The organism is Streptomyces sp. enrichment culture, from assembly GCF_964273255.1.
GTDB lineage: Bacteria > Actinomycetota > Actinomycetes > Streptomycetales > Streptomycetaceae > Streptomyces.
This window is the reverse complement of record NZ_OZ186835.1, coordinates 150587-177550: the sequence shown is the minus strand read 5'-3', so window position 1 is coordinate 177550 and position 26964 is coordinate 150587. Positions and strand designations below refer to the sequence as shown.

23 protein-coding genes are annotated in these 26964 nt (G+C 74.8%); 13 read left to right on the top strand and 10 right to left on the bottom strand.

The window, feature by feature from the left end; translation table 11 throughout:
• Positions 1 to 76: 76 nt before the first annotated feature.
• Positions 77 to 3451 carry a pyruvate carboxylase gene (locus ACSU53_RS00805; protein WP_437032955.1) on the top strand — a complete coding sequence of 1125 codons (3375 nt, stop codon included), beginning with the start codon at positions 77 to 79 and terminating at the stop codon, positions 3449 to 3451.
• A gap of 611 nt (positions 3452 to 4062) precedes the next feature.
• Complete coding sequence (locus ACSU53_RS00800; RefSeq protein ID WP_437024224.1) at positions 4063 to 4809, top strand: PepSY domain-containing protein; 747 nt, start codon at positions 4063 to 4065, stop codon at positions 4807 to 4809.
• A gap of 50 nt (positions 4810 to 4859) precedes the next feature.
• Here ACSU53_RS00800 and ligA read toward each other — a convergent pair whose 3' ends face one another.
• Complete coding sequence (gene ligA, locus ACSU53_RS00795; protein ID WP_437024222.1) at positions 4860 to 6980, bottom strand: NAD-dependent DNA ligase LigA; 2121 nt, start codon at positions 6978 to 6980, stop codon at positions 4860 to 4862.
• 54 nt (positions 6981 to 7034) lie between these two features.
• A complete protein-coding gene (locus tag ACSU53_RS00790; RefSeq protein WP_437024220.1) occupies positions 7035 to 7262 on the bottom strand; it encodes a hypothetical protein in 228 nt (75 codons plus the stop codon).
• On the opposite strand from ACSU53_RS00790, the gene ACSU53_RS00785 reads away from it, so the two are divergent.
• A complete protein-coding gene (locus ACSU53_RS00785) occupies positions 7237 to 7749 on the top strand; it encodes a hypothetical protein (RefSeq protein ID WP_437024218.1) in 513 nt (170 codons plus the stop codon). The genes ACSU53_RS00790 and ACSU53_RS00785 overlap by 26 nt on opposite strands.
• 411 nt (positions 7750 to 8160) lie before the next feature.
• Here ACSU53_RS00785 and ACSU53_RS00780 read toward each other — a convergent pair whose 3' ends face one another.
• Positions 8161 to 9843 (bottom strand): PucR family transcriptional regulator, encoded by a 1683-nt coding sequence (locus tag ACSU53_RS00780; RefSeq protein ID WP_437024215.1) that lies wholly within the window; start codon positions 9841 to 9843, stop codon positions 8161 to 8163.
• A 206-nt stretch (positions 9844 to 10049) separates the two neighbouring features.
• On the opposite strand from ACSU53_RS00780, the gene ACSU53_RS00775 reads away from it, so the two are divergent.
• From ACSU53_RS00775 to ACSU53_RS00765, 3 genes are all read left to right on the top strand, one after another.
• Positions 10050 to 11318, top strand: coding sequence for an NAD(P)/FAD-dependent oxidoreductase (locus ACSU53_RS00775; RefSeq protein WP_437024213.1), 1269 nt, complete (start codon positions 10050 to 10052; stop codon positions 11316 to 11318).
• 201 nt (positions 11319 to 11519) lie between these two features.
• Positions 11520 to 12524 (top strand): NADPH:quinone reductase, encoded by a 1005-nt coding sequence (locus tag ACSU53_RS00770; protein ID WP_437024211.1) that lies wholly within the window; start codon positions 11520 to 11522, stop codon positions 12522 to 12524.
• 45 nt (positions 12525 to 12569) lie between these two features.
• Complete coding sequence (locus ACSU53_RS00765; RefSeq protein ID WP_437024208.1) at positions 12570 to 13004, top strand: PPC domain-containing DNA-binding protein; 435 nt, start codon at positions 12570 to 12572, stop codon at positions 13002 to 13004.
• Positions 13005 to 13022: 18 nt separating this feature from the next.
• Here the strand turns inward: ACSU53_RS00765 and ACSU53_RS00760 are convergent, their stop codons facing one another.
• On the bottom strand, positions 13023 to 13541 hold the full coding sequence (locus tag ACSU53_RS00760; RefSeq protein WP_437024207.1) for a MarR family winged helix-turn-helix transcriptional regulator: 519 nt from the start codon (positions 13539 to 13541) through the stop codon (positions 13023 to 13025).
• 108 nt (positions 13542 to 13649) lie between these two features.
• On the opposite strand from ACSU53_RS00760, the gene ACSU53_RS00755 reads away from it, so the two are divergent.
• Complete coding sequence (locus ACSU53_RS00755) at positions 13650 to 15779, top strand: MMPL family transporter (protein WP_437024205.1); 2130 nt, start codon at positions 13650 to 13652, stop codon at positions 15777 to 15779.
• A gap of 120 nt (positions 15780 to 15899) precedes the next feature.
• Here the strand turns inward: ACSU53_RS00755 and ACSU53_RS00750 are convergent, their stop codons facing one another.
• From ACSU53_RS00750 to ACSU53_RS00735, 4 genes are all read right to left on the bottom strand, one after another.
• Positions 15900 to 16700 (bottom strand): thioesterase family protein, encoded by an 801-nt coding sequence (locus ACSU53_RS00750; RefSeq protein WP_437024203.1) that lies wholly within the window; start codon positions 16698 to 16700, stop codon positions 15900 to 15902.
• A gap of 87 nt (positions 16701 to 16787) precedes the next feature.
• Complete coding sequence (locus tag ACSU53_RS00745; RefSeq protein WP_437024201.1) at positions 16788 to 17168, bottom strand: hypothetical protein; 381 nt, start codon at positions 17166 to 17168, stop codon at positions 16788 to 16790.
• Between the two features lie 106 nt (positions 17169 to 17274).
• On the bottom strand, positions 17275 to 18123 hold the full coding sequence (locus tag ACSU53_RS00740; protein ID WP_437024199.1) for an NmrA family NAD(P)-binding protein: 849 nt from the start codon (positions 18121 to 18123) through the stop codon (positions 17275 to 17277).
• 93 nt (positions 18124 to 18216) lie between these two features.
• A complete protein-coding gene (locus ACSU53_RS00735; protein WP_437024197.1) occupies positions 18217 to 18342 on the bottom strand; it encodes a hypothetical protein in 126 nt (41 codons plus the stop codon).
• Position 18343: 1 nt separating this feature from the next.
• Between ACSU53_RS00735 and ACSU53_RS00730 the strand changes: the two genes are divergently transcribed.
• Genes ACSU53_RS00730 through ACSU53_RS00720 form a run of 3 tightly spaced genes read left to right on the top strand, consistent with a single transcriptional unit; the run spans position 18344 to position 20819 of the window.
• Positions 18344 to 18769 (top strand): hypothetical protein, encoded by a 426-nt coding sequence (locus tag ACSU53_RS00730; RefSeq protein ID WP_437024195.1) that lies wholly within the window; start codon positions 18344 to 18346, stop codon positions 18767 to 18769.
• 53 nt (positions 18770 to 18822) lie between these two features.
• Positions 18823 to 19512, top strand: coding sequence for a response regulator transcription factor (locus ACSU53_RS00725; protein ID WP_437024193.1), 690 nt, complete (start codon positions 18823 to 18825; stop codon positions 19510 to 19512).
• Positions 19509 to 20819, top strand: coding sequence for an ATP-binding protein (locus ACSU53_RS00720; protein WP_437024191.1), 1311 nt, complete (start codon positions 19509 to 19511; stop codon positions 20817 to 20819). Before ACSU53_RS00725 ends, ACSU53_RS00720 begins: the two co-directional genes overlap by 4 nt.
• Positions 20820 to 20828: 9 nt before the next feature.
• Here the strand turns inward: ACSU53_RS00720 and ACSU53_RS00715 are convergent, their stop codons facing one another.
• Positions 20829 to 21698, bottom strand: a complete 870-nt coding sequence (locus tag ACSU53_RS00715) for a CAP domain-containing protein (protein WP_437024189.1) — start codon at positions 21696 to 21698, stop codon at positions 20829 to 20831.
• A 239-nt stretch (positions 21699 to 21937) separates the two neighbouring features.
• Here ACSU53_RS00715 and ACSU53_RS00710 point away from each other — a divergent pair, with 239 nt between their 5' ends.
• Positions 21938 to 22543, top strand: coding sequence for a DUF998 domain-containing protein (locus ACSU53_RS00710; protein ID WP_437024187.1), 606 nt, complete (start codon positions 21938 to 21940; stop codon positions 22541 to 22543).
• Between the two features lie 13 nt (positions 22544 to 22556).
• Here ACSU53_RS00710 and ACSU53_RS00705 read toward each other — a convergent pair whose 3' ends face one another.
• Positions 22557 to 23471, bottom strand: coding sequence for a YceI family protein (locus ACSU53_RS00705; protein WP_437024185.1), 915 nt, complete (start codon positions 23469 to 23471; stop codon positions 22557 to 22559).
• A gap of 966 nt (positions 23472 to 24437) precedes the next feature.
• Between ACSU53_RS00705 and ACSU53_RS00700 the strand changes: the two genes are divergently transcribed.
• Positions 24438 to 24947, top strand: a complete 510-nt coding sequence (locus ACSU53_RS00700; RefSeq protein WP_437024184.1) for a carboxymuconolactone decarboxylase family protein — start codon at positions 24438 to 24440, stop codon at positions 24945 to 24947.
• 130 nt (positions 24948 to 25077) lie between these two features.
• Positions 25078 to 26910 (top strand): Na+/H+ antiporter NhaA, encoded by a 1833-nt coding sequence (gene nhaA, locus ACSU53_RS00695; RefSeq protein ID WP_437032953.1) that lies wholly within the window; start codon positions 25078 to 25080, stop codon positions 26908 to 26910.
• Positions 26911 to 26964 lie beyond the last annotated feature (54 nt).

Below are 26964 nucleotides of genomic sequence, written 5' to 3'. Positions count from 1 at the left end.
GGCCCGGTTCACATGGCGTACCGGACGTGCCACCGACACGATGGTCTTCGTCACCGGCAGGCTGAAGGGATCAAGAATGTTCCGCAAGGTGCTGGTCGCCAATCGCGGTGAGATCGCGATTCGGGCGTTCCGCGCGGGCTACGAGCTGGGTGCCCGGACCGTGGCCGTCTTCCCGCACGAGGACCGCAACTCGCTGCACCGGCTCAAGGCCGACGAGGCCTACGAGATCGGCGAGCCCGGTCACCCCGTGCGCGCCTACCTCTCCGTCGAGGAGATCGTGGGCGCGGCGCGCCGTGCCGGGGCCGACGCCATCTACCCGGGGTACGGCTTCCTGTCCGAGAACCCCGAGCTGGCGCGGGCCTGCGAGCAGGCGGGCATCACCTTCGTCGGACCGAGCGCGCACATCCTGGAGCTGACCGGGAACAAGGCCCGCGCCGTGGCCGCCGCCCGGGAGGCGGGCGTGCCCGTCCTCGGCTCCTCCGAGCCGTCCACCGACGTCGACGCCCTCGTACGGGCCGCCGACGACATCGGCTTCCCCGTCTTCGTCAAGGCGGTCGCCGGCGGCGGCGGACGCGGCATGCGCCGCGTCGAGGAACCCGGCCAGCTGCGCGAGGCCATCGAGGCCGCCTCCCGCGAGGCGGCGTCCGCCTTCGGCGACCCGACCGTCTTCCTGGAGAAGGCCGTCGTCGAACCCCGTCACATCGAGGTGCAGATCCTCGCCGACGGCGAGGGCAACGTCATGCACCTCTACGAGCGGGACTGCTCCGTGCAGCGCCGCCACCAGAAGGTCGTGGAACTCGCCCCCGCGCCGAACCTCGACCCCGCCCTGCGCGACCGCATCTGCGACGACGCCGTCCGCTTCGCCCGCCAGATCGGCTACCGCAACGCGGGCACCGTGGAGTTCCTCCTCGACCGGGACGGCAACCACGTCTTCATCGAGATGAACCCCCGCATCCAGGTCGAGCACACGGTGACCGAGGAGGTCACCGACGTCGACCTCGTCCAGTCGCAGCTGCGCATCGCCGCCGGGGAGACCCTCGCCGACCTCGGCCTCTCCCAGGAGACCGTCACCCTGCGGGGCGCCGCGCTGCAGTGCCGCATCACCACCGAGGACCCCGCCAACGGCTTCCGCCCCGACACCGGCCGGATCAGCGCCTACCGCTCCCCGGGCGGCTCCGGCATCCGCCTCGACGGCGGCACCACCCACGCCGGCACCGAGATCTCCGCCCACTTCGACTCCATGCTGGTCAAACTGACCTGCCGGGGCCGGGACTTCGCCACCGCGGTGGGCCGCGCCCGGCGCGCGGTCGCCGAGTTCCGCATCCGCGGCGTCGCCACCAACATCCCCTTCCTGCAGGCGGTCCTGGACGACCCCGACTTCCAGGCCGGCCGGGTCACCACCTCCTTCATCGAGCAGCGCCCGCACCTGCTCACCGCGCGCCACTCCGCCGACCGCGGCACCAAGCTGCTGACCTACCTCGCCGACGTCACGGTCAACAAGCCCCACGGCGAACGCCCCGAACTCATCGACCCCCTGACCAAGCTGCCCGAGGTGCCGGCCGGGGGACCGCCCGCGGGCTCCCGGCAGCGGCTCGCCGAACTCGGCCCCGAGGGCTTCGCCTCGTGGCTGCGCGCGTCCCCCACCGTCGGCGTCACCGACACCACCTTCCGCGACGCCCACCAGTCGCTGCTGGCCACCCGGGTCCGCAGCAAGGACCTGCTGGCCGCCGCCCCGGTCGTCGCCCGCACCCTGCCCGAGCTGCTCTCCCTGGAGTGCTGGGGCGGTGCCACCTACGACGTCGCCCTGCGCTTCCTCGCCGAGGACCCCTGGGAGCGGCTGGCGGCCCTGCGCGAGGCGGTGCCCAACCTCTGCCTGCAGATGCTGCTGCGCGGCCGCAACACCGTCGGCTACACCCCTTACCCGACCGAAGTCACCGACGCCTTCGTCCAGGAGGCCGCGGTCACCGGCATCGACATCTTCCGCATCTTCGACGCCCTCAACGACGTCAACCAGATGCGCCCCGCCATCGACGCCGTCCGCGAGACCGGCACTGCCATCGCCGAGGTCGCCCTCTGCTACACGGCCGACCTGTCCGACCCCTCCGAGCGGCTCTACACGCTCGACTACTACCTGCGCCTGGCCGAACAGATCGTCGAGGCGGGCGCCCACGTCCTGGCCGTCAAGGACATGGCCGGACTGCTGCGCGCCCCGGCCGCCGCGACCCTGGTGTCCGCCCTGCGCCGCGAGTTCGACCTCCCCGTCCACCTGCACACCCACGACACCGCCGGCGGACAGCTCGCCACCTATCTCGCCGCGATCCAGGCGGGCGCCGACGCCGTGGACGGAGCGGTCGCCTCCATGGCCGGCACCACCTCGCAGCCGTCGCTGTCCGCGCTCGTCGCGGCCACCGACCACTCGGAGCACCCCACCGGCCTGGACCTCCAGGCCGTCGGCGACCTGGAGCCGTACTGGGAGAGCGTCCGCAAGGTCTACGCGCCCTTCGAGGCCGGCCTGGCCTCACCGACCGGCCGCGTCTACCACCACGAGATCCCCGGCGGTCAGCTCTCCAACCTGCGCACCCAGGCGATCGCGCTGGGCCTGGGCGACCGCTTCGAGGACATCGAGGCGATGTACGCCGCCGCCGACCGCATGCTCGGCCGCCTGGTGAAGGTCACGCCCTCCTCCAAGGTGGTCGGCGACCTCGCCCTGCACCTCGTGGGCGCGGGCGTCTCCCCGGCGGACTTCGAGGAGTCCCCGGACCGCTTCGACATCCCCGACTCGGTCATCGGCTTCCTGCGCGGCGAACTGGGGACCCCGCCCGGCGGCTGGCCCGAGCCGTTCCGCACCAAGGCCCTGCGGGGGCGCGCCGAGGCCAAGCCCGTGCAGGACCTGAGCGCCGACGACCGGACCGGCCTCGCCAAGGACCGCCGGGCGACCCTCAACCGGCTGCTCTTCCCCGGCCCCACGCGGGAGTTCGACACCCACCGCAGCTCCTTCGGCGACACCAGCGTCCTGGACAGCAAGGACTTCTTCTACGGCCTGCGCCCGGGCAAGGAGTACACCGTCGACCTCGAACCCGGGGTGCGGCTGCTCATCGAGCTCCAGGCCATCGGCGACGCCGACGAGCGCGGCATGCGCACCGTGATGGCCACGCTCAACGGCCAGCTGCGGCCGATCCAGGTCCGCGACCACGCCGCCGCCTCCGACGTCCCCGTCACCGAGAAGGCCGACCGGACCGACCCCGGCCACGTGGCCGCCCCCTTCGCCGGCGTGGTCACCCTGGCCGTCGCCGAGGGCGACCAGGTGTCGGCGGGCGCCACGGTGGCGACCATCGAGGCCATGAAGATGGAAGCCGCGATCACCGCCCCGAAGGACGGCACGGTGTCCCGGCTGGCCATCAACCGCATCCAGCAGGTGGAGGGCGGCGACCTCCTGGTCGAACTCACCTGACCGGCCCGGACACCGGGCCCGCCGGACCACGCGGGACACCGCTGCGACGCGGGAGACGGCACCCCGGCCGCCTCCCGCGCGGTGGCCGACGAGCGGGCGGCGCCCGGGCTGCCGGGCGGCCCGGTGCCGGGGGTGTCCGGCCCTCCGGGCGCGCCGTAGGAGGCCGGAGGGGCTTCCGGCGGAACGGGCCGTCCGGCGGAACGGGCCCTCCGGCCGGCCGCGGAGCGCCCGGGGGCCGGCGGCGGGTGGCGGGCGCCGGGCGGGCCTGAAGCACCGGCCGGCGGAGCCAGGCGGCCCGGGGTACCTGGGCTCGACCACCTGGCCGCCCGGACGCCCAGCCCGCCCGGCGGCACCCGGAACAGCGGAACAGCGGAACAGCGGAACAGTGGAACACCGGAACACCGGCCGCCCGGAGCAACGACTGCGCTCCGCCATCCACCGCCGAGCCGCTGCCGCCGAGCCGCCGAGCCGCCGAGCCGTCGAATCGCCGAGCCACCGCGCCGAGGAGCCGCCCCACCCGGCCATTCCGGTGGTTTCGGTGAGGGTGCCGTGTGCTCGTGTGGCGCGGGGGTTACGGGAGCAGTATGAGCTCTTTGCGACGTGTTTCCCCTGTGCGTTCCCTCGCCGCCGTCTGTGCGCTGGGCGCCTCCGCCCTGCTGCTGACCGCCTGCGGGAGCAGCGGCACCGACCGTGCCGATGTCGCCGCGGCGGCCCCGACCAGCCCCGGCGCCACCTCGGCCACCGCGACCTCCGCCCCGCCCTCGCCCTCCGGTTCGCTGAGCGCGGAGCAGACCGAGCGCAAGGACCTGGTCAGCGCGGCGAAGGTGACCTGGGACAAGGCGGCCGACACGGCCGTCCAGGCGGTTCCCGACAGCCGGCTGGTGGGCCTGGAACTGAAGGCCACGCCCGCCGACGCGACGGCCTCGCCGGGGACCGCCTCCCCGGGAACGGCCTCTCCGGGCACCGCGAGTCCCAGCACGCCGGCCCCCGCCCCGTCGCCCGGCGCCCCGGAGTGGGAGGCCGAGGTCGCCACCGAGGACGGCACCGTGCACCGCATCGAGATCGACGCGGTCAGCGGCGAGGTCTTCCGCACCCGGGTCGAGGAGGACCAGAGCGCGGACGACAAGCAGGAGGTCGCCAACCGGCTCAACGACGCCACCCAGACCCCCGAGCAGGCCGTCAAGGCCGCCACCGACAAGGTCGACGGCACGGTCACCGCGCTCGAACTCGACCAGGACGACAACGAACAGGTGATGTGGTCCGTCGACGTCGTCAACCCCGACACCTGGGTGCTGACGGCCGTCGACGTCGACGCCGCCAGCGGCGAGGTCCAGCGCGAACAGGTCGACCGCGACTGACGGCCCGGCCGCGGGCCGCCCGCCTCCACCGGGCGGCCCGCGGGGCCCGTTCAGCCGAGGAAGTCGCCGACCAGGACGGCGAACTCGTCCGGCGTGGCGAGGCGGACACCGAGTTCCTCCGCCCTGGCACGCTTGGACCCGGCTCCCTCACCCGCCACGACGAGCGACGTCTTCCGCGACACGCTGGACGAGGAGCGTCCGCCGGCCCGTTCGACCAGTTCGTTCATCTCGTTGCGGGACAGCTTCTCCAACAGACCGGTCATCGCACCTGTGACCACCACCCGCATTCCGGCCAGCGGGCCCCGCGGCGCGGTTGCCGGCGCCCCCGCCGCGCCGCCACCGTCCGCGTCGGTGTCACCGGTGACCGCTTCCCCGTCCGGCGGGGGAGTGGCGCCGGGCTCGGCCATGGAGACGCCGGCCGCCACCAGCTTGTCCACGAGCGGTGCGAGCACGGCGAGTTCGGCCACGATCGCCGCGGCCTTCTCCGGCCCGATCCCGTCCACCCGCTGCATGGCCGCCGCGTCGGCGGCCCGGATTCGGTCCATGGTGGCGAAGTGCCGGGCGATGCGCCGCGACATGGATCTGCCGGTGCCGCGCACCCCGAGCGCGCACAGCACCCGCGACAGCGGCTGCTGCCTGGCCCGGTCGATCGCGGCGAGCAGGTTGTCGGTGCTCGTCTCCCCCATCCGCTCCAGCGCCAGCAGCTGTTCGCGCCGCAGGGCGAACAGGTCCGCGAGGTCGGTGACCAGACCGGCGTCGACGAGCTGGACGATCCGGGTGGACCCCAGGCCCTCGATGTCGAGCTGGTCGCGGCCGACGGCGTACGCCAGCGAGGCCACCAGGTGGCAGGTGCGCCCCTGGCCGCAGCGCCAGCGTTCCTCCCGCTTGTCGATGTCCGAGCCGCAGCGCGGACACCGCACGGGGAACTCCACCGGCCGCTCCCCGCCGGTCCGCAGATGCGCCACCGGGGCCTGGACGCGGGGGATCACGTCTCCCGCGCGCAGGACCATGACGTGGTCGCCCAGGCGCAGGTCCCGGCGGGTGATGTCGGCGGGGTTGTGCAGCGTGGCGTAGGTGATGGTGGAGCCGTCGAGGACGACCGGTTCGAGGACCGCGCGCGGGGCGATCACGCCGGTGCGGCCGACGTTCCACTCCACGTCCAGCAGCCGGGTGATCTTCTCCGCGGCCGGCAGCTTGTAGGCGACCGCCCAGCGGGGGGCGCGCGAGCCGGAGCCCGCCGCGTGCCGGTCGGCGGCGAGGTCGGCCTTGACGACGACCCCGTCGATGCCGAACGGCAGCTCCGCGCGGAGCGCGGCTATCTCCGCCACCCGTTCCAGCACCCGGTCGACGCTCTCCGCGACGATGTCCGCGGCCGCCGTGCGGGCGCTGGTGTGCACCCCCAACTCGTCGATGAGAACCATCAGTTCGCCGTAGGACAGCTCGCCGAGCCGGGCGGCGGTGGCGGGATCGGTGTCCGGCAGGGGAAGCAGCCCGTACCCGAAGAACGTCATCGGGACGGTGTAGGCGCGCTCCCTCGCCCGCAGGGTGCCCGCCGCGGCGTTGCGCGGGTTGGCGAACGGCTGCCCGCCGTGACCGGTGCGCACCTCGTTGGCGTACGCGAACTGCGCCGTGGTCATGAGGACTTCACCCCGCACCTCCAGGGTGACCGGTTCGGCCAGCCGCTCGGGCAGGCCCTCCACGGTGCCGATCGCGTGCGAGACGTCCTCCCCGGCCGTCCCGTCCCCACGAGTGATGAGCCGCGTCAGGCGGCCCCCGGTGTAACGGGCGGCGACGGCCAGACCGTCCAGCTTCGGCCCCACGCCGAACCGGGTGACGTCGCGTCCGACGCGGCGCGCCAGGGACGCCGTCCACGCGGTCAACTCCTCGGCGGAGAAGACGTTGTCGAGGCTGAGCATCGGCACCGTGTGCGGTACGTCGCCCCCGGCCGCGCCGCCCGCGACCTTGCCGGTGGGCGAACGGGGCAGCACCTGACCGGGGTGCGCCGCCTCCCAGGAGGCGATCTCGCGGACCAGGCGGTCGTAGGCGTCGTCGTCCAACGGCGAGGTGCCGCCCGCGTAGTAGGCGGCCGCCGCGTCGACGGCGGTGTCCACCGCACGGGCGTAGGAGGAGGCGTCCACGATCAGTGCTGCTGATGTCGTCATGACCGTCATCCTGCCGCCCGCCACTGACAATCGGGCCGCGCGCCCGGGCGGCCCCCGGCCTGCTCAGCGGGCCGGGGAGACGATCAGGCACCAGTAGCCGCCGTGGCTGCCGATGCCGATCCGGCCGCCCTGCGGCACCAGTGCCGGGTCCGGCGGACCCACCGACGCGACCGAGCACGCCGGGTCCCCGACGACCCCGGCGGCGGCCATGCGCCGCGCGGCGGCCACCGCGGCGGGGGAGGTGTACCAGGAGGTGGTCGGCCCGGTGAACGTCGGCGCCGTGGTCGGCACGGCCGAGGGGGACGGCGCGGCCGGCGTCGACGGGCGGGGCGTCGACGGGTGCGACGGGCTCGGCGTCGGTGCCGCCGTCCGGGTGACGGTCGGCGCCGGCGCGGTGCGCGAGGGGGAGGCGCCCGGCGGGCGGGTGACGGACCGGGACGGGGCCGTCCCGGGCGCCTCGGGAGAGGCGGGCGCCGGGGTACGGGAGGCGGGGGGCCGGGGGGTGGCGGACGGGGGGCGCGGCGTCGGGGCGGGCGAGGCCGTCCGGCGGGGCGGGGTGCCCTCGGTGGCCGTCGGCGCGGTGTCCGGTGCGCCGGGCGTCCGGCCGGCCGTGCGCGACGCCCCCGGAGTGGGGGCGGCCGTGCGGGTGGCCGGCGGCGCGGCTGAGCGGGACGCCGTCGGCGCGGCCGTGCGCGAGGCCGTCGGATCCGGTGTCGCGGTCGTGGTCCCGTCGTCCGTGGGCTCGGCCGTGCCGGGCGTCTCCGGGGGCGACGAGTAGGTCGGCAGCGGGTCCAGCGTCGGCAGGGTCAGGTCCGTCGAGGCGGACGGCGTGGGACTCGGTGTGTCGCCGTCCTGCGAGACCAACGCCCACACGCCGACGCCGCCGAGGGCGAGTGCGACGGCGCCGCCCACGATCCACGGGGCACGCCGGGGCGGGCGTCGGTGACGGTTCATGCACCCACTGTGCTACGGGACCGGTCGGAGCGCTCCCTCGCCGACTCCACCGGGGAGAGCCCTCCCCCGGCCCCGGTACCGGCCGCCGAGCCCCCGGCCGGCGTGATCCGGGCCCGCGCCGGTGGCGGGGACGCCCGTACGGCCGGGGCCGTACGCACCGGCCCCCGCGGTGCCCGGCCGCGGGCCGTGCCGGCAGGTGCGAGCGGGCACGCCCCGTCGCGCAGCCGGTGCGGGATCACCTGACCGGCGGTGCGCTCCCCCCGCCGGGACCGTGCTCGTGCGGAGGCATCTGGTCCATCGCCGCGAGCTGCAGCCGCAGCGCCAGCCGGGTACGGGGGGAGGAGACGTCCACGGCGGCCACCTCCTCCAGCTTGCGCAGCCGGTAGCGCAGGGTGTTGGGGTGGACCCGCAGCACCCGCGCGGCGCTCTGCGGATCCCCGAAGTAGTCCAGCCAGGCCGCGAGGGTCGCGAGATAGGGCGTGCCGTGCTCCTCGTCGTGGTCGCGCAGCCCGGCGAGCGGACCGCCGAGGAGACCGGAGTCGATGCCGACGGCGGCCCGGGCGCGCTCGACGACGACGGTGTCCCAGGCGTCCTCCATCAGCACCGTCCCCGCCCCGGTGCCCCGTGGCAGCCGGCCGCCGCCGATCAGCCGGTGCAGCTCGACGGCCTCCGCCCGGGAGCGCGGCAGCCGGTCGGGGGCGGACACCGGGCTGCCGGCGGCCGCGTACAGCCCGGGGTCGTGCGCCCGCACCTCGGCCAGGACGTGCCGCAGCCAGCGCAGGCTGCCGGCCTCGGCGGCCGCCGGGGCGCCCGGAGTGCCGCGCCGGGTGCCGCGCGGACGGTCGGTGACCAGCGCGAAGAGCAGCCCGTCGAGGTCCGCCAGCAGCGGCTGGTGCCAGCCGAAGCGGCGGGCGACCGACTCCCACAGGTCCAGCTGCCGGCGGATGTCGCCGGTGCCCTCCGGGGAGCCGAGCGCCACCACCCGCCACGGACCGGCGGGCAGGACCGGCCCGGCGTCGGGGCCGGCCTCGGTGCCCGGGGCGCCGGGAGCGAGGGCGGCACCCTCGCGCAGGGCCGCCCGCAGCTGCCCGGCCGACACCCGCCGGGCGATGCCCGCCTCGGCCCGCAGCCGCAGCAGGTGCAGGGCGATGACGGACGCCACGTCACTCAGCTCCCGGATGCGCTCCGGGGCGACGGGCGACTGGACCACGGCCCAGATGGAGCCCAGCCACTCCCCGCCCGCCCGGACCGGGACGATCAGCCGAGGCAGGGTGCCGTCGGGGCCCGCGGGGGTCCAGACCGGGTCCGCCGAGCGGGCCAGCCTGCGGAACACCCCGCTCGCCCGGAAGTGGGTGAGCGTCTCCGGCGGAACGCGTCGTCCCACGATCGTGGAGACCCGCGCCGGGTCGGTGGTGTCCTGCCGGGCCGAGTAGGCGAGCACCCGGGACTGCGCGTCCTCGACCGTCACCGGCGCGTCGATGATCTCGGCGGCCTTGTCGGCCAGGGCGAACAGGTCGTGGTGCGGGCCGGGCGCGCCGAACGCCCCCGCCCCGGGCGCGGCGGCATGGTCGAGGACACCCCGCAGCAGCCACACCACGTGCGCCCAGGAGGTGTGCGGCCGCAGCTCCACCAGGGCCGGGCCCGCCGCCCGCCGGGCGGCGCGGATCACCTGCCCGTCGGCGGCGACGGGACCCTTCAGCACGACGCCCGCGGCTCGCGCGGCGGCGGCCCGGTCCAGCAGCGCGAGGGCGTCCGCCCGGTCGGCGACCCCGACGCCCAGCACCAGCTCGCCCGGCCGTCCTCCCGCGTCGCCGGGCTCGGCGAGGCTGACGTCGTGCACCTCTGCGTCCCCGGCCGCGACGACCGTGCGCAGGAAGCCCGCGCCGAGGGCGTCCACCAGGTCGGTGACGGCGATCATGGCCCGCACCCTGGGGCGACGGGGCGTACGCACGTGGTCATGCACACATTGTGGCCCACCCGGATGGTGCGCGGAGCACCATCCGTACGCGCTCCCTTGGCCGAACGGCACAAAGACAACGTCCCCCGGCCGGGCCCACCATCGAGATACGCCCCCCTTTCCTTGTTCCTTCCCTGTCCCCGGCAGTACGTGAGAAGAGGTTCCGCATGGCCCGCCCTTCCTCGCCCGCATCCAACGGCCCGAGCCGTGTCGCCGTCGTCGGCGCCGGCATGGTCGGTCTGTCCACCGCCTGGTTCCTTCAGGAGCGGGGCGTCGAGGTGACCGTCTACGACCGTGAGGGCGTCGCCGCGGGTTCGTCCTGGGGCAACGCCGGATGGCTGACGCCCGGGCTGGCCACGCCGCTGCCGGAACCCGCCGTCCTCACCTACGGCGTGCGCGCGGTGCTCAGCCCGTCGTCCCCGGTCTACGTGCCGCCGAGCGCGAACCCGAGCCTGCTGAGGTTCCTGACCGGCTTCGCCCGCAACAGCACCGCCACCCGGTGGCTGCGTGCCATGCGCGCGCTGGTCCCCATCAACGACCTGTCGCTGTCCAGCTTCGACCTGCTGGCCGACGGCGGTGTCGAGGCCCGCACCCTCGACGCCAAGTCGTTCCTCGCGGCCTACCGTACGGCCGAGGAGCGCAAGGTCCTGCTCGAGGAGCTGGAGCAGATCCACGCGGCGGGCCAGAGCATGGAGTTCGACGTGCTCGACGGCGACGAGGCCCGGGGCGTCGAGCCGTCCCTGTCGGACGAGATCGGCGCGGCCATCCGGCTGCACGGCCAGCGCTACATCGACCCCGGTCACTTCGTGCACGCCCTGGCGGACGCCGTCCGCGCCCGGGGCGGGCGGATCGAGGAGCGCACGGAGATCACCGACCTGCACGACACCGGCAGCACCGTCGCGATCCGTACCGCGGACGGCGCGGTCGAGCGCTTCGACTCGGTCGTCCTGGCCACCGGTGCCTGGCTCGGCCGGCACGCCCGGAAGTTCGGCGTCCGCTCCGTGGTCCAGGCGGGCCGCGGCTACAGCTTCAGCGTGCCGATCGAGCACGTCCCGACCGGCCCGGTCTACTTCCCCGCCCAGCGGGTCGCGTGCACCCCGCTCGGGGACCGGCTGCGCGTCGCCGGGATGATGGAGTTCCGCAAGCCGGAGGCACCGCTGGACTCGCGCCGGATCAACGCCATCGCCGAGGCCGCGCGGCCGCTGCTGCGCGGGGCGGACCTGAACGCCCGCCAGGACGAGTGGGTCGGCTCGCGTCCGTGCACGACCGACGGTCTCCCGCTCATCGGGGCCACCAGGTCGCCCCGGGTCTTCGCCGCGGGCGGCCACGGCATGTGGGGCATCACCCTGGGCCCGGCCACCGGTCTGCTGCTGGCCGAGACCATGGTCACCGGACGCCGTCCGGCGGAGCTGGCGCCGTTCGACCCGCTGCGCTGACCCTCCTCGCCGCGGGGCGGGGGCGGCACCACGGTCCGCCCCCGCCCCGCGGCGCGCCCGACACGGGCCGGCGGCGCGCCCGACACGGGCCGGCGGCGCGCCCGACACGGGCCGGCGGCGCGCCCGACACGGGCCGGCGGCGCGCCCGACACGGGCCGGCGGGACCGGGCGGGGAGCCCGCCGGTCCGTAGCATGACGCGCATGACGACCGGCACCGTCCCCGGCCTGATGAAGGCCGCCTGCATCGACGCCGTCGGCCCGGCCGACGCGATCCGCCACCGGGACCTCCCCGTACCGTCGTACGGCCCCACCGACGTCCTCGTCCGGGTGCGCGCCGTCGCCGTCAACCCGGTGGACACCTTCGTGCGCTCCGGTGCCTACGCCACCCCCGTCCCCTTCCCGTTCGTCGTCGGCCGCGATCTGGTCGGGGAGGTCGCCGCGGCCGGACCCGGCGCGGTCGGGTTCGCTCCCGGCGACCGGGTGTGGTGCAACAGCCTGGGGCACGCCGGCCGTCAGGGAGCCTCGGCCCAGTACGCGACCGTCGCCGCGGACCGGCTCTACCCGGTCCCGCCCGGCGTCGACGAGGAGCAGCTGGTGGCCGCCGCGCACCCCGCCGCCTCCGCCTGGCTGGCACTGTTCCGGCACGGCGGGCTGACCTGCGGGGACACCGTCTACATCGGCGGCGCGGCCGGGAACGTCGGCGGCGCCGCCGTCGCCCTGGCCGCCGCGGCCGGGGCGCGCGTCCTGTGCACCGCGCGGGCCGAGGACGTCCCGGCGGTCCGCGCCCTGGGCGCCGCCGAGGTTCTCGACTACCGGGCGCCGGACCTGACCGCGCGACTGCGCCGGGCCGCGCCCGATGGCGTCGACCTCCACCTCGACACCTCCGGGCGCGGGTCCCTGGCCGACTCCGTGGACCTGCTGGCCCACGGCGGGCGCCTGGTCGTGATGGTGGGACTGGGCGGCGGTCCGGGCGAGCTGGCACCGGGCAGCCTCTACGCCAAGGACGCGAGCATCGTGGGGTTCGCCATCAGCAACGCCTCCTCGAGCGACCTCGCCACCGCGGCCCGGGCCGTCGGGCGCCTGCTGAGCGCGTCCCCGTGGCGCCCGCGCATCGCGGACCGGCTGCCGCTGTCGAGGGCGGCGGAGGCCCACCGCAGGCTGGAGGCCCGGGAGGTCCGCGGCCGGCTGGTCCTCACGGTCGCCTGAGCCGTCCCCGGCGTGGCGGGGACGCCGCCGGGTACCCGGCGCGCCATGCAGTGGCAACAGGTGCAGCAGGGACCGTCGGCGGTGTACGTGGTGGTGCTCGACCCGGGCGAGGACGCCGTCCGCGCACTCACCGCCTTCGCCCGGGAGCGGTCGCTGGGCGCCTCCCAGATCACCGCCGTGGGCGCCTTCTCCGAGGCGGTCGTCGGCTGGTTCGACCGGGAGGCCATGGACTACCGGCCCATCCCGGTCGAGGAGCAGTGCGAGGTGCTCTCGCTCATCGGTGACGTCGCCGTCGCCGACGACGGGCCGGCACCGCACCTGCACGTCGTGCTCGGCCTGTCCGACGGCTCCACCCGCGGCGGCCACCTGCTGTCGGGCCGCGTCTGGCCGACGCTGGAGGTCATCGTCCGGGACAGCCCCGCCGAGCTGGCCAAGACCCACCACCCCGAGCTGGGCCTCGCCCTGATCGACCTCGGCTGAGCGGGGACGGGGGACGTGTCAGCCGGCCGGGGAAGAGGACGCGGGGACCTCGCGCAGACGGGCCAGTTCGCGGTTCATCTCCGCGAGGAAGCGGGCGACCACCAGCAGCTCGTCCCGGGTGAAGCGGCCGCGCGCGGTGTCGGTGCTGCGGGCCAGCGGCTGGAAGAACTCCCGCGCGACCTCCCTGGCGGCGTCCGCGTAGTGCAGGTGCACCACGCGGCGGTCCTCGACCGCCCGGACCCGCCGTATGTGCCCGGCCTTCTCCAGGCGGTCGACGCAGGCGGTCATCGCACCCGACGTCAGGTTCAGGTGCCTGCGCAGACGGCCGGGCGTCATCGGGCCGAGCGCCGGGTCGTCGTCCAGGATCGCGATCAGCGCCCGCATGTCGGTCAGGTGCAGATCCTGGGCCTGCGCGAACTCCTCGGTGACACGGTTCAGCTCGCCGTTCATGCGGCGCAACAGAACCGCGAACGACTGCAACCCCGTGGGGTCGTCCTGCGGAACAAGGGGCGAGGGGGTGCTGACCGGGCCGCTCATGGGCCCAGTATATATTTGCTCGACCATCGAGATACTCGACCGATGAGTTAATCCCCGCTCCCTTGCATGTCCCCATCCCGTGTCGTCCGCAGCATCCGGAGGAGCTTGATGAGAACCGCACCGCGCTGGGCCCGGTGGGCCGTACCGCTCGTCCTGCTGGTGGTGTGGCTGGGCGTGGGCGGCACCCTCGGGCCGTACGCGGGCAAGCTGGGCGAGGTCGCCACCAACGACCAGTCGACGTTCCTGCCCGAGAGCGCCGAGTCCACCCAGGTCCTGGAGGCCCGCGAGGCCTTCGACCAGTCCGGTACGCAGCCCGCCATCGTGGTCTGGACGGCGGACGGCGACCGCATCACCGGCGCCCAGCGGGCCGCGGCCACCGAGGCCGTCGCCGGGCTCGCCGGGCAGCCCGGCGTCGTCGAACGCCCGTCACCCGCCTTCGTCTCCGACGACGGCCTGGCCCTGCAGGCGGTCGTCCAGCTGGAGTCCGACCTCGGCGACGAACTCCCCGAGGTCCTGGAGGACGTACGCCGGGCCGCGGGGGACGTCCCCGGGACCACGGCGCAGATCGCGGGACCCGCCGCCAGCCAGGCCGACCTCTCCGACGCCTTCGCCGGCATCGACGGACTGCTGCTGGGCGTGGCCCTGAGCGCCGTCCTGCTGATCCTCCTGCTCGTCTACCGCAGCGTCCTGCTGCCCTTCGTGATCATCCTGGGCTCGGTGTTCGCCCTCGCGCTGGCGTGCGCGGTGGTCTACGTCCTGGCCGACCGGGACGTCGTCATGGTCGACGGCCAGGTCCAGGGCATCCTGTCCATCCTCGTGATCGGCGCCGCCACCGACTACGCCCTGCTGCTGGCCGCCCGCTTCCGCGAGGAACTCGCGCTGCGGGACGACCGGGCGGCGGCCGCCCTGGTCGCGGTGCGCCGCTCCTTCGGCGCGATCACCGCCAGCGCCGCCACCGTGGCCCTCGGCCTGCTGGCCCTGCTCGCCAGCGACCTCACCAACACCCGCGCCCTCGGACCCGTGGGCGCCATCGGCATCGCGTGCGCCGTGCTCTCCACGCTGACGTTCCTGCCCGCCGTGCTGGCCCTGCTCGGGCGGGCCGCCTACTGGCCGTCCCGGCCGAAGGCGCCCGCCACGGACGAGGAGGACAAGGGACTCTGGCACCGCGTCGCGGCGACCGTGGACCGCCGCCCACGCCGTACCTGGGTCGTCACCGCGCTGGGCCTGGCCCTCCTCGCGGGCTTCTCCTCCACCCTGACCGCCAAGGGCGTGCCGCTCGACGAGATCTTCGTCAACGACGCCCCCTCGGTCGCCGCCCAGAAGACGCTCGCCGAGCACTACCCGGGCGGCTCGGGCAACCCCGCCGTCGTCATCGCCGGCGCCGACCGCGCCGCCGAGGTGACCGCCGCCGCCAAGGACACCGAGGGCGTCGCGTCGGCCGCCCCCGTCTCCGAGTCGGGACGGCCGGGAGGCGGCGAACCCCTCGTCGTCGACGGCCGGGTCCGCATCGACGTCACCCTCAGTGACCCCGCGGACAGCGACGCCGCCAAGGACACCGTCCAGCGGCTGCGGGACGCGGTGCACGCCGTGCCCGACGCCGACGCGCTGGTCGGCGGCTACACCGCCCAGCAGTACGACACCCAGCAGACGGCCTCGCGCGACCGGATGGTCATCGTGCCCGTCGTGCTCGGCATCATCCTGCTGATCCTGGTGGCCCTGCTGCGCTCCCTGCTCGTCCCCGTGCTCCTGGTGGCGACGGTCGCGCTGAACTACCTGGCGACCCTCGGGGTGGCGGTCCTCGTCTTCGAGCACCTGCTCGGCATCAGCGGCATGGACGCCTCGGTCCCCCTGTACGGCTTCGTGTTCCTGGTCGCCCTGGGCGTGGACTACAACATCTTCCTGATGTCCCGGGTGCGGGAGGAGGCCAGGACGCTCGGCTCCCGGCGGGGCGTCCTGCGCGGACTCACCACGACCGGCGGGGTGATCACCTCGGCCGGCGTGGTGCTCGCCGCCACCTTCGCCGCGCTCATGGTCATCCCGCTGGTGTTCCTGGTCCAGCTCGCGTTCATCGTCGCCTTCGGCGTCCTGCTCGACACCCTGGTGGTCCGGTCGCTGCTGGTGCCCGCCCTGGTGATCGACATCGGCCCCCGGGCCTGGTGGCCCAGCTCCCTGGCCCGCGGCGGCCCCGGCACGCCCGCCGCCGGCACCGCCGGGGCGAAGGCCGGGGACCGCGCGTAGGTCCTGTCGTCGAATGCCCGTCGTCCGCCCGCACGGCAGACGGGAATGTGACGACAGGGCCCGGCAGCGGGGGCCCGGCACGGGAGCGCGACGCCGCGCCCCGCGCCGGGCCTCGGCGCCCTACGCTCCGGCGGCGCCCGGCAGCGGCCGGACGGTGAGGATCTGCTGCGCGTGCCCGACCGGCCCCTCGACGTCGTGGAGGACGGTACTGGTGATGCCGTGCCCGGCGGGGCCGAAGGCGACGGTGGTGTCGAGCCCGGTCCAGCGCCCCGCCGGCTGCCGGTGGAGGTGGATCGTGAGGTCCACGTTGGGGAACATCCAGGCGGTCGGCGGCTGCCTCACCGCGATGCCGTTGGCGGTGTCGACCAGCGCGACGAACGACGCGAGCGCGCCGACGCGCTGCCCGGCGACGAGGTCGAGCCCGGTGGAGAGCCAGGCCGTGCCGCGGCCCGGCCGCGGGGGAGCCACCGGCCGCACGTCCAGGGAGGCCACGTACCCGCCGGGCCAGACCGAGTCCATCGGCCAGGGCGCGAGACTTTCGGGGGCCGGGAGCCGGTCGTCGGGTCCACCGGCGACGGCGGACGTGTCGTGCGGCGCCAGCAGCCAGGCACGGGCCCGCACCACGGGCCGGCCGGCGATCAGCGCCACCGCCTCGAGCAGCTCTATCGTGCGGCCGGGCCGGATGGACTCCACCCGGATCTCGCACTCGTCCAGGGCCAGGCGGCCGAGGATGTCGTAACTGATGCGCGCCAGGGGCAGCGCCCGTTCCGGCCGTCCTGCGAGAAACCGGTCGATCGCGTGGACGATCAGTCCGCCGAGCGGGCTGAAGTGCAGCTCGTCGGTGTCCCACGCGCCGCTCGCGTGCGCGGTGGGCTTGTAGCGGTGCTCGTCGATGGCCTCGTAGTAACTGCCGCGGTACAACGGATGGTCCTCGTGCTTCGGTCGGCGGACGGCGGATGCCGGTGTCCGCCGACCGTACCCGGAGGGACCGTCCGCGGGTGAGGCCGGTCAGAGCCCGTCCAGCTCGGTGAGCAGACCGGCGTCGCGCATGCCGGGCAGCGCGTACCCCTCCTCCTCGTCCCAGTCGACGTCCAGGTCGTCCAGGTGCACGTGCCACGCCGCGCCGGGCAGGGCGCGGCGCAGCGCGGTGACGGAGTCCAGCACGTGGGCGATCACCGGCAGCACCCGGTCCGGGGCGCTCGGCAGCTTGGTCGAACCGGCCAGCACCTGCTCCGGCGCGCCGCCCCCGCCCTCGTAGAGGTGCAGACCCTCCTCGCCGGGGTGGGGGAAGGACGCGTCCCGGGCGGCGGCGATCCGGCCGACGGCGGCGGTCTCGGCGTCCGTCAGCGGCTCGTCCCGCCGGGCGGTGTAGTAGAGGGAGACGCTCATGGCACGAGCGTATCGACGGCCTGCGACAACGGCCCGGCAGCCGGGGCGCCGCCGCGCGTGGCCCGGGGCCCGGCGAAGGCGGGCCCCGGGACGGAGCGGGCGGCGGTCAGGGAGCGGCGGGGGCGGTGAACGCCGCCGCGTGCTCGGCCGCCCACTGCGCGAAGGTGCGGGCCGGCCGGCCGGTGACCTTCTCGACGGTGTCGAGGACCGTGCGGCCGGCCTCCGGGGTGTTGCCGTACATCTCCAGCAGGAAGCCGATCACCTCCTCGGGCTGCCCCGCGGCCCGCCACCGCGCGACGGCCTCCTCCTCGGTCAGCTCCACCAGGGCGATCTCCCGGCCGCGGGCGGCGGCGATCGCCGCGACCTTGTCCCGCACGGTCAAATTCTCGGGTCCGGTGATCACGTACTCCTGGCGCGCATGACCCTCCTCGGTGAGGGCGACCGCGGCGACGGCGCCGATGTCCGCCTCGTGCACCATGGCGCTCAGCCGGGAGACGAACGGCTCGCGCACCTCGTCCGCCCGCACGATCCCCTCCGCCCACTCCAGGGCGTTGGCCATGAACTCGACGGGCATCAGCACGGTCCAGTCGACCGCGTCGTCGGCGCGTACGGCGTCCTCCAGCGGGGTCGGCCCGCCGCCGTGCAGCACGGTCACCCGGCGCACCCCGGCCGCGCGGGCGGCGGCGAGGAGCGGCGGACCGGTCTCCAGCGGGGCGAACCCCCCGCCGTCGAAGGTGATCAGGTGCAGGCCGGTGACGCCCTCCAGGGCGGGGGCCAGGGTGCCGGGTTCGGTCAGGTCGCCCCGGACCACCTCGACGCCGGCCGGGAGGCCGGCGCGGGACGGGTCCCGGGTCAGCGCCCGCACCGCGTGGCCGCGGGCGAGCAGTCCGGCGACGACCTGCCGGCCGACGGTGCCGGTGGCGCCGGTGACGAGAATCCTCTGCGTGTGGGTCATGGGGCGACCGTAGGAAGCCTTGCGGTCAGCCGCTGTCCGCGGACTCCGCGGACTCCGCGGCTCGCGCGGGACGGTGCGGGCGGGCTCGGAACATCAGAACGCGGACTCGCGCACGCTCACCCGGTCCGGGGAACCGGCGGTCGCGGTGACCTCGGAGCGCCGGCGCGGGCCGGAGAACGTCACCGTCAGCGCCTGCGGGGAGCCCTGCTGCGTACTCACCGTGAACCCCTGGTTCGGCACCGCGGAGATCAGGCACACCCGGCCACCGCCGAAGCGCACGGTGGCCTTCCCGCCCTGCGAGGGCACCGTGTGCACCCCGGAGCCGGGCCCCGCACACCCCGGGTCGCCGCCGCCGGTGTCCGTCGGCCGGGGCGCGGGCCGGGACGCCGGGGCGCGCGTCGGGCTCGGCTCGGGCGCGGCCTCGGTCGTGCGGGACGGCGAGGGGCTCGGCTTCCGGGTGCTGGGCGACGCACTGGGGGAGGGGGCGGCGCTGGACGGCGGGGCGGACCGGGTGGCCGGCGGCAGCTCCTCCGGCGCCGACTGGGCGACCGGCGCCGTGGGACGGGTGGAATCCACGACGAAGGAGATGGTGACGATGACGGCGGTCACACTCGCTGCCGTGCAGGACAGCCATATCAGCAGGTAGCGCAGGAGGCGGGGCACGACACCATGGTGACGGACCCGCTAACGTTTCCGCTCATGGCCTCCGTACTGGTCGTCGAGGACGACGCCGTCATCCGGGCCGCGCTGATCGAGGTCCTCAGCGGACACGGCCACGCCGTGAAGACCGCCCACCAGGGCTTCGAGGCGCTGCGCGAGATCACCCAGAGCCCGCCGGACATCGTCGTGCTCGACCTCGGGCTGCCCGATCTCGACGGCCTCGACGTGCTCCGCATGATCCGCGGGATATCCCGCGTGCCCGTCCTCGTCGCCACCGCCCGCGACGACGACACCGAGATCATCCGGCTGCTCAACGCCGGCGCCGACGACTACATGGTCAAGCCGTTCTCCGGCGGCCAGCTCCTGGCCCGGCTGGGCGCGGTGCTGCGCCGTTCGGCGCCCGCCGACGTCCCCGCCCCGCGGCAGCCGGCGCTGCACATCGGGGACCTGCACATCGACCCCACCGCGCGCACGGCCCACCTGGCGGGCCGGGAGCTGCCGCTGACCCGCCGCGAGTTCGACCTGCTCGCCTACCTGGCCGCGCACGCCGACCAGGTCGTGTCGCGGCGGCGCATCCTCACCGAGGTGTGGCAGCAGCCGTACCTGGAGGAACAGACGGTCGACGTCCACCTGTCCGCGCTGCGCCGGAAGCTGGGGGAGAAGGCGCGCCAGCCGCGCTACCTGCGCACCGTGCGCGGCATCGGCATCAAGCTGGTCGGCAGCCCGTGAGACGCGCCCTCGCCGGGATCGCGCTCGCCGTCACGTCGATGGTGGCCCTGTCCTTCCTGATACCGCTCGCCCTGCTCGTCCGCGAGCAGGCCCGCGACCAGGCCACCACCGTCGCCGAGCAGCGCGCCTCGGCCCTGTCCCCGGTGCTGGCGCTCACCACCCGGCGCGCCGACGTGGAGCAGGCCCTCGGCGAGATCGGCTCCCCGGACCGGCTCGCGGTGCGGCTGCCCGACGGCGACGTGGTCGGACGGTCGCACGCCCCCCGCAGTGCCCTGGACCGCGCGGTGGAGGACCGGCAGACGCTGGCCCTGGACACCGACGACGGCTGGAGCTACCTGCAGCCCGTGGTGCTGCGGGGCGACCGGGTCGCGGTCGTGGAGTCCTGGGTGCCCGCCGCCGATCTCAGCCGGGGCGTCGCCGCGTCCTGGGGGGTGATGGCGCTGCTGGCCCTCGGGCTGGTCGGCGGTTCCGTCCTGGTCGCCGACCGGCTGGGTGCCCGGGTGGTCCGCTCCTCGCGCAGCCTGAAGAAGGCCTCGCTCGCGCTCGGTTCGGGCGACCTCGACGTCCGGGTCGAACCGGACGGGCCCCCCGAGCTGCAGGAGGCCGGGGCCGCGTTCAACACCATGGCCGACCGGGTCGTGGACCTGCTCGCCGTCGAGCGCGAACTCGTCGCCGATCTCTCCCACCGGCTGCGCACGCCGCTCACCGCGCTGTGCCTGGAGGCGGACCGGATGGGGCCCACCCCCAGCGCCCGCCGGATCGCCGAGGCGGCCGCCCAGCTGGAGAGCGAACTCGACGCGGTGATCACGGCGGCCCGCGCACCGCTGGCCGTGTCGCAGCCGGGCGGCGCGGCCCACGATCCGGCGAGACCCTGCGACGTGTCGGAGGTGGTCGCCGTGCGCCTGGACTTCTGGGCCGTGCTGGCCACCCAGCAGGACCGGCCGTGGGAACGCTACTTCACCCCGCGGCCCACTCCCGTCCGCTTCTCGCCGGACGACCTGGCGGCCGTGGTGGACGCCCTGATCGGGAACGTCTTCCGGCACACGCCGGTCGGGACCGCCTTCGCCGTCCGGGTGGAGCGGGCCGACGAGCGGGTCCTGCTCACCGTCGACGACGCGGGTCCGGGGGTGGCCGACCCGGAGGCGGCGCTGACGCGCGGGGTCAGCGTCGGCGGCTCCACCGGCCTGGGCCTGGACATCGTGGCCCGCGCGGCCCGGGCGGCCGACGGAGAACTGACGATCACCCGCGCGCCGATGGGCGGCGCACGGGTGCGGGTGTCGTTCCTTCTGGCCCCGGAGCGGGGCTGAGCGGGACCGTCAGCGGCTCGCGCCGAAGTTCTGGGTCCACCAGGGGCCGCCGTCGCCGAAGTGGACGCCGACGCCTATCTCCTTGAAGGAGCAGTTGAGGATGTTGGCGCGGTGGCCGGGGCTGTTCATCCAGGCCTTCATCACCGACGCGGCGTCGGCCTGCCCCCGGGCTATGTTCTCGCCCAGCGTCGACCACTGGTAGCCCGCGGCCTCGACCCGGCTGGCCATGGTGGAGCCGTCGGGGCCCGTGTGGGACATCACGCCGCTCGCGGCCATCACGTCGCTGTAGTCGTCCGCCGCACGGGTCAGCTTGGCGTTGGCCTTCAGCGGGGAGCAGCCGGCCGAGGCCCGCTCCTTGTTGACCAGCGTGATCACCTGCGACTCGGTGCTGCCGTCGGAGCTGCCGGAACCCCCCGAACCGCCGGAGCCACCGGAACCGCCGGAACCGCCCGAACCCGAGCCGGAACCGCTGCCCGGGCGGCTGCCGCCCGCCTGCGCGGCGGGACGCTCGGGAGCCTTCGCCGCCGCCGTCGGGGTCGCGGTGGCGGACGGGCTCCGCGACGCCTTCGCCTTCTTCTCGTCCTTGTCCTTCTCGTCCTTGTCCTTCTTGCCGGGGGACGGCTCGGCGCTCGCATCGGCGCTGTCGGACGGCGAGGAGGAGGGCGCCGTCTCCGCGGCCGACGGCGCGTCGTCGACCGAGCTCGCGGCCACCCGGTCCGAGGCCCCGCCGTCACCGCCGTCGTCACCGATGCCGGTGAGGGCGAAGCCGACCCCGGCCGTCAGGACGGCGGTACCGAGCACCAGGGCGGTGTTGCGCGTCCGGTGCCCGCCGGGGCGGGCGTGGGAGCGGGACGGGCGGGAGGCTCGGCGGGAACCCATGCGTGAGACACCTCGGTCGGTCGGTCGGAGGGAGACCCGGTGGGCGCGACCGCACCCACCGGGACTGTGGGGGTGCTGCGAGCGTAGGGCGCGGAGGATGGGATTCCGCCGTGCGAAGGTCAACTTCAAGAAGCCTTAAGAAAACCGCCAAGGTCCGCTGAGGTCGGACGGCCCGCCGGGCCCGGACCGGCCGCCCGGAGGTCCGACGAATGGCGTTTTGTCTGCTTTACCGTGTTCCGGTGCGATCTGTGCCCAAGTGGACCCTGATCTCGTCGGGATGCGCGCCCCTCGTGCTGGCCGGGGGCTGGGCGGTCGCGGGGCGGCTCGAAGGGCCCGCCTACGATCCCGTCACGCAGACCATCAGCGCGCTGGCGTCCGACGGAGCGGCCGGGGCGTGGGTGATGACGGCGGCGCTGATGGCCCTGGGCGTGTGCCACCTGCTGACGGCGTGGGGTCTGCGCGCCGCGGCGCCGGCCGGGCGGGCGGCGCTGGCCTGCGGGGGAGTGTCGGCGGTGGTGGTCGCCCTGGTGCCCGCGCCGAGCAGCGGCGGCTCGCTCCACCACGGCTCGGCCGTCGTGGCCGGCTTCACCCTCCTCGCCCTGTGGCCGGTCCTGGCCGCCGACCGCACCCGCACGGCACCGTGGCCGCTGTGGCCTGCCGTCGCCCTCGGCGTGACGCTGCTGATGGGGGGCGGGGCGCTCTGGTTCCTGTTCGAGATGGACGCCGACGGCGCCGCCGGACTGGCCGAACGCGCGGTGACGTCCCTGCAGTCGGTGTGGCCCTTCGTGGTCTGTGCCGCGTGCGTCCGCCGTGCCCGGAGCCCGTACCGCGCCACCGCGTCCTGACGGCCGGCGGGGGCTACTCCGGGGGCGTCGGCGTGTCGTGGGTGCGGTACATGGCCTGGACGTCCAGTTCCAGCTGGACGGTGGGGCCGACCACCGCGATCCCGCGGGCCAGCATGGACCGCCAGTTGAGCGTGAAGTCCTCGCGGTGCAGTTCCGCCCGGGCCAGGGCCGCGCAGCGCAGTTCCTGCCCGTAGCCGCCGTTGACCGTGCCGAGGTAGGTGGTGTCCAGACCGACCGAGCGGCTGGTGCCGTGCATGGTGAGCGTGCCGTGCACGGTCCACTTCGAGCCGCCGTGGTACGCGAAGCGGCTGCTGACGAAGTCGATGAACGGGTAGCGCTCGACGTCGAGGAAGTCGGCGGACCGCAGGTGGTTGTCCCGGGTGCGGTTGCCGGTGGCGATGCTGGAGGCGTCGATGCGCACCGAGACCTGCGAGTCGGCCATGTCCGGCGCCACCCGGATACCGCCCTGGAACCGCGTGAACCGGCCGTGCACGTGGGCCATGCCGACGTGCTGGGCGATGAAGCGGATCGCGGTGTGCGGGGGGTCGAACAGCCAGGTCCCGGCGGACGGCAGCTCCAGCCGCCGCGCGGGCACGAGCTGCACCCGGGCCGGGGCGGGCGTGTGCCCGGCGTGTATCTCGACGCTCCGGCGGTCGGGGGAGAGCCCTTCGGCCGAGGTCAGCACGCTGTACGTGCCGGGCGGCAGCGCTGCCAGGAACAGCCCGTAGGGATCGGTGGTGCCCCGGGCGGCGACCCGGTGGCTGTCCAGGGCGGTCACCGTCACCTCGGCACCGCCGACGGGCTGCTCCATGCTGTCGACGACCGCGCAGCCGAACCCGCCGGCACCCGCCGGCAGGAGGGCGGAGAGATCCGGCGCGGAGGCGGGGGCGCCGTGATCGCGCCGTCGCCTCAGCAGTCCGAGGACCATGCTGTTCACACCTTTCGTCACACGTGCCACCGGCGCGCGAGTGTGCCGCGCCACTGTTCGCGGTTGCCAAGAGCGGTCGAGCAGAGGGACGGCGCACACCGGAGGCGGCCTGTTCCCGTTGTGATCATAAAGCCGCCGACAAGGAGCAGATCACCCCGCATCGGCTTCCTGGAGTGACGGACCGAGAGGACGGACCGTGCCGTTCATGCCCCTGTGTCCTGGTATGCGTGAGTTTCACGATCGATCGGCGGGTGTCGGTTTGCGTTCCGGTACCGGCAAAGTGTGAGCGGTGTGACGTCCGGTTCACGTCGGCCCCACGGGTCCCGCACCTGGTCGCAGGAATGGGCGGGGCGGCGAGGGCTACCCGGACCCTCGTCCGTGACGGAGGTCGCGGGCGTAGGGCAAAGGCTCTCTTTGCTTGTTCTTGACCTGCGTATAAGGTGGCGAACAGATGGACGAGCGCCCCTGTGGTGATCGTCCGCCTTCGTGCCCCCTCGTTGCCCCTTCGTTCGACCAGGCGGGACGAGATGTTTGGCACAGTATGAGGAGAGGTTGTGCGGGGGATGTGTCCCCCTGGGGCCCACGGTGGACGCAAGGGTGGAGGTTTCGTGTGATGAGCGGACCGGTCAGTGCGGTGAACGTTCCCGCCGACCGCGCCCACACCGGCCACCCCCGGTCCGGCCGCGGCGTGCCGGCCGCCGGCCGGCGCGCGCACGCCGACGCCCCCCGGGCCCGTCGGAGCGTCCTCCGCCCGGACCGCCGCGCCCTCGGCACCCGGTGCGCGGCCGCGCCCGCCCGTCGCTCCGGGTCCGCCCGCGGCTCCGACCCCGCCGGCGCCGGCGGACCGGTCCCCGCCTCCCGCCCTCGCGGCCGCACCGGCACCGCCGGCCGCCCGGCCCGTGCCGCCTTCCCGGTGACTCCGGTCACCGCCGCGCCCCTCGTCCGGCACCCCGGGGCGGGGGACGCATGAGCGGGCCCCCGGCCGGCGGCCGGATCGCGATCGACCGGCAGCACCCGGAGCTGTACCGGGCGCAGGCCGAGGTCGCCAAAGCGGTCCGTCGAGCCGCCCGCGAGGCCGGGCTGGACCGGACCCTGGTCGAACTCGTCAACATCCGCGCCTCGCAGATCAACGGCTGCGCCCCGTGTCTCGACGTCCACGTGAGAGCCGCGCTGCGAGGGGGAGAGTCGTCCCAGCGCCTCGCCGTGCTCCCGGCCTGGCGCGACACAGACCTCTTCACCCCCGCCGAACGCGCCGCGCTCGTCCTGACCGAGAGCCTCACCACCCTGCCGGACCCACGCGTCCAGGACCAGGATCATGCCGAGGCCGCCCGGCACCTCACGCCGGAGCAACTCTCGGCGGTGACCTGGATCGTGATCACCATCAACGCCTTCAACCGGGTGTCGATCGCGAGTCGCCACCCCGTGCATGAACGGGGGGCCGTGAGCCCGCCCGCAGTCCGTCCGCACAACCCCTAGAAAGGGCACGCATGACCTCCAGCGTCCGCCTCGATCCAGACCAGCGCCTTCGCGAGATCTCCTGGCGGCGCCCGTGAGCGAGGTGACAGACCGCCGTCGGCCCAAGAGCCAGACCACGGCCAAGCGGCGCATGCTGGGGGCCCAGCTGGCGGGCCGGGCACGCAACTTCCTGACGACCGAGGCGGGCAGTGTCGGCCTGCTGCTGGCCGCCGTCGTGATCGCCCTGACCTGGGCGAACTCACCCTGGTCCGACGCGTACACCTCGCTGTGGTCGACGGAGGCGTCCTTCTCCGTCGGCGGCGCCGACCTGTCCATGAACCTGGGCCACTGGGTCAGTGACGGCCTGATGGCGGTGTTCTTCTTCGTCATCGGCCTGGAGGTCCGTTACGAGGTCTCCGTCGGTGTGCTGAACAGCCGTCGGCGCATCGTCATCCCCGCCATGGCGGGCATCGGCGGCATGCTGATCCCCGTCCTGCTGTACCTGGCCGTCTCTCCCGGCGGCGAGGCCGCCAAGGGCTGGGGCATCGTCATCGGCACGGACACCGCCTTCATGCTGGGCGCGCTCGCCATCGTCGGACCGCGGTTGTCCACCCAGCTCCGCGTCTTCCTGCTGGCCATCACCGTCATCGACGACATCGTGGCCGTCACCGTCATCGGCTTCGTCTACTCCGGGTCGGTGCGCTACGGACCGCTGCTCCTCGCGCTCGCCCTCTGCGTGCTCCTGTCGAGCCTGACCCGGCTGGGGGTCTGGCGCGCCGCACCGTACGTGATCGTCGTGCTCGTCCTGTGGGTGGCCACCTACGAGGGCGGCCTGCACGCCTCCATCGCGGGGATGATCGGCGGTCTGCTCATCCCCGCCCAGGCGCCCGCACGTCACGCGGTGGAACGGGCGGCCAGGCTGTTCCGCGCCTTCCGGCAGTCGCCCCGGGCCGATGTGGGCATGACCGCCCGACGGGGCCTCAAGCAGGCCGTCTCGGTCAACGAGCGCCTGCAGACCGTGCTGCACCCCTGGAGCAGCTACTTCATCGTCCCGGTGTTCGCGCTCGCCAGCGCGGGCGTGGACCTGCGCGACGGCGTGCTGGCCGACGCCCTGACCTCCTGGGTCACCTGGGCCGTCGTCATCGGTCTGGTGCTCGGCAAGCTGCTGGGCGTCAGCGGCGGTGCGCTGCTGGGCACCCGGCTGGGACTCGGCAGCCTGCCGCGCGGTGTCGGCGAGGGCCAGGTGATGGGCGGCGGAGTCCTGTCCGGCATCGGCTTCACCGTCTCCCTGCTGATCGCCCAGCTGGCCTTCGCGGACAACGAGGACCTGCGTGCGCAGGCCACGGTGGGCATCCTGCTCGCGGCCGTCTTCGCCACCCTCCTCGGGTGGGTGGCGTTCCGTCTCGCCGCGGTCCTGCGCGGCGAGACGGAGGCCGACCTGCCGCGCTTCCTGGACGCGCCCGTCGACCCGGAGACGGACCACATCTCCGGCCCGGTGGACGCCCCGCTGACCCTGGTCGAGTACGGCGACTACGAGTGCCCGTTCTGCGCGCACGCCACGGGTGTGCTGCAGGAGCTGCGGGACCGGTTCGGCGACCGGCTGCGGTACGTCTACCGGCACCTCCCGCTGCCCGACGTGCACGAGCACTCCGAGCTCGCCGCCCGGGCCGCCGTCGCCGCCGACCAGCAGGGGCGCTTCTGGGACATGCACGACCTGCTGTTCGCGCACCGGGAGCACCTGGAGTTCGACGACGTCGTCGGGTACGCCGGAGACCTCGGGCTGGACATCGAGAAGTTCCTGGACGACCTCGACGACGAGCGGACGGCCGAGCGGGTGCGGCAGGACGTCGCCAGCGCGGAGGCCAGCGGTGCCACCGGAGCGCCGACGTTCTTCATCGGCAACCGCCGGCACACCGGACCGTACGACGCCGCGACCCTCGCCCGGGAGCTGGAGGCGTCCGACACCGGTGCGGTGACGTCGTGACGGCCGCGGACTAGCCGAGGCCCGCGCACGCACCCGCGCCTCCCGGACCGCATC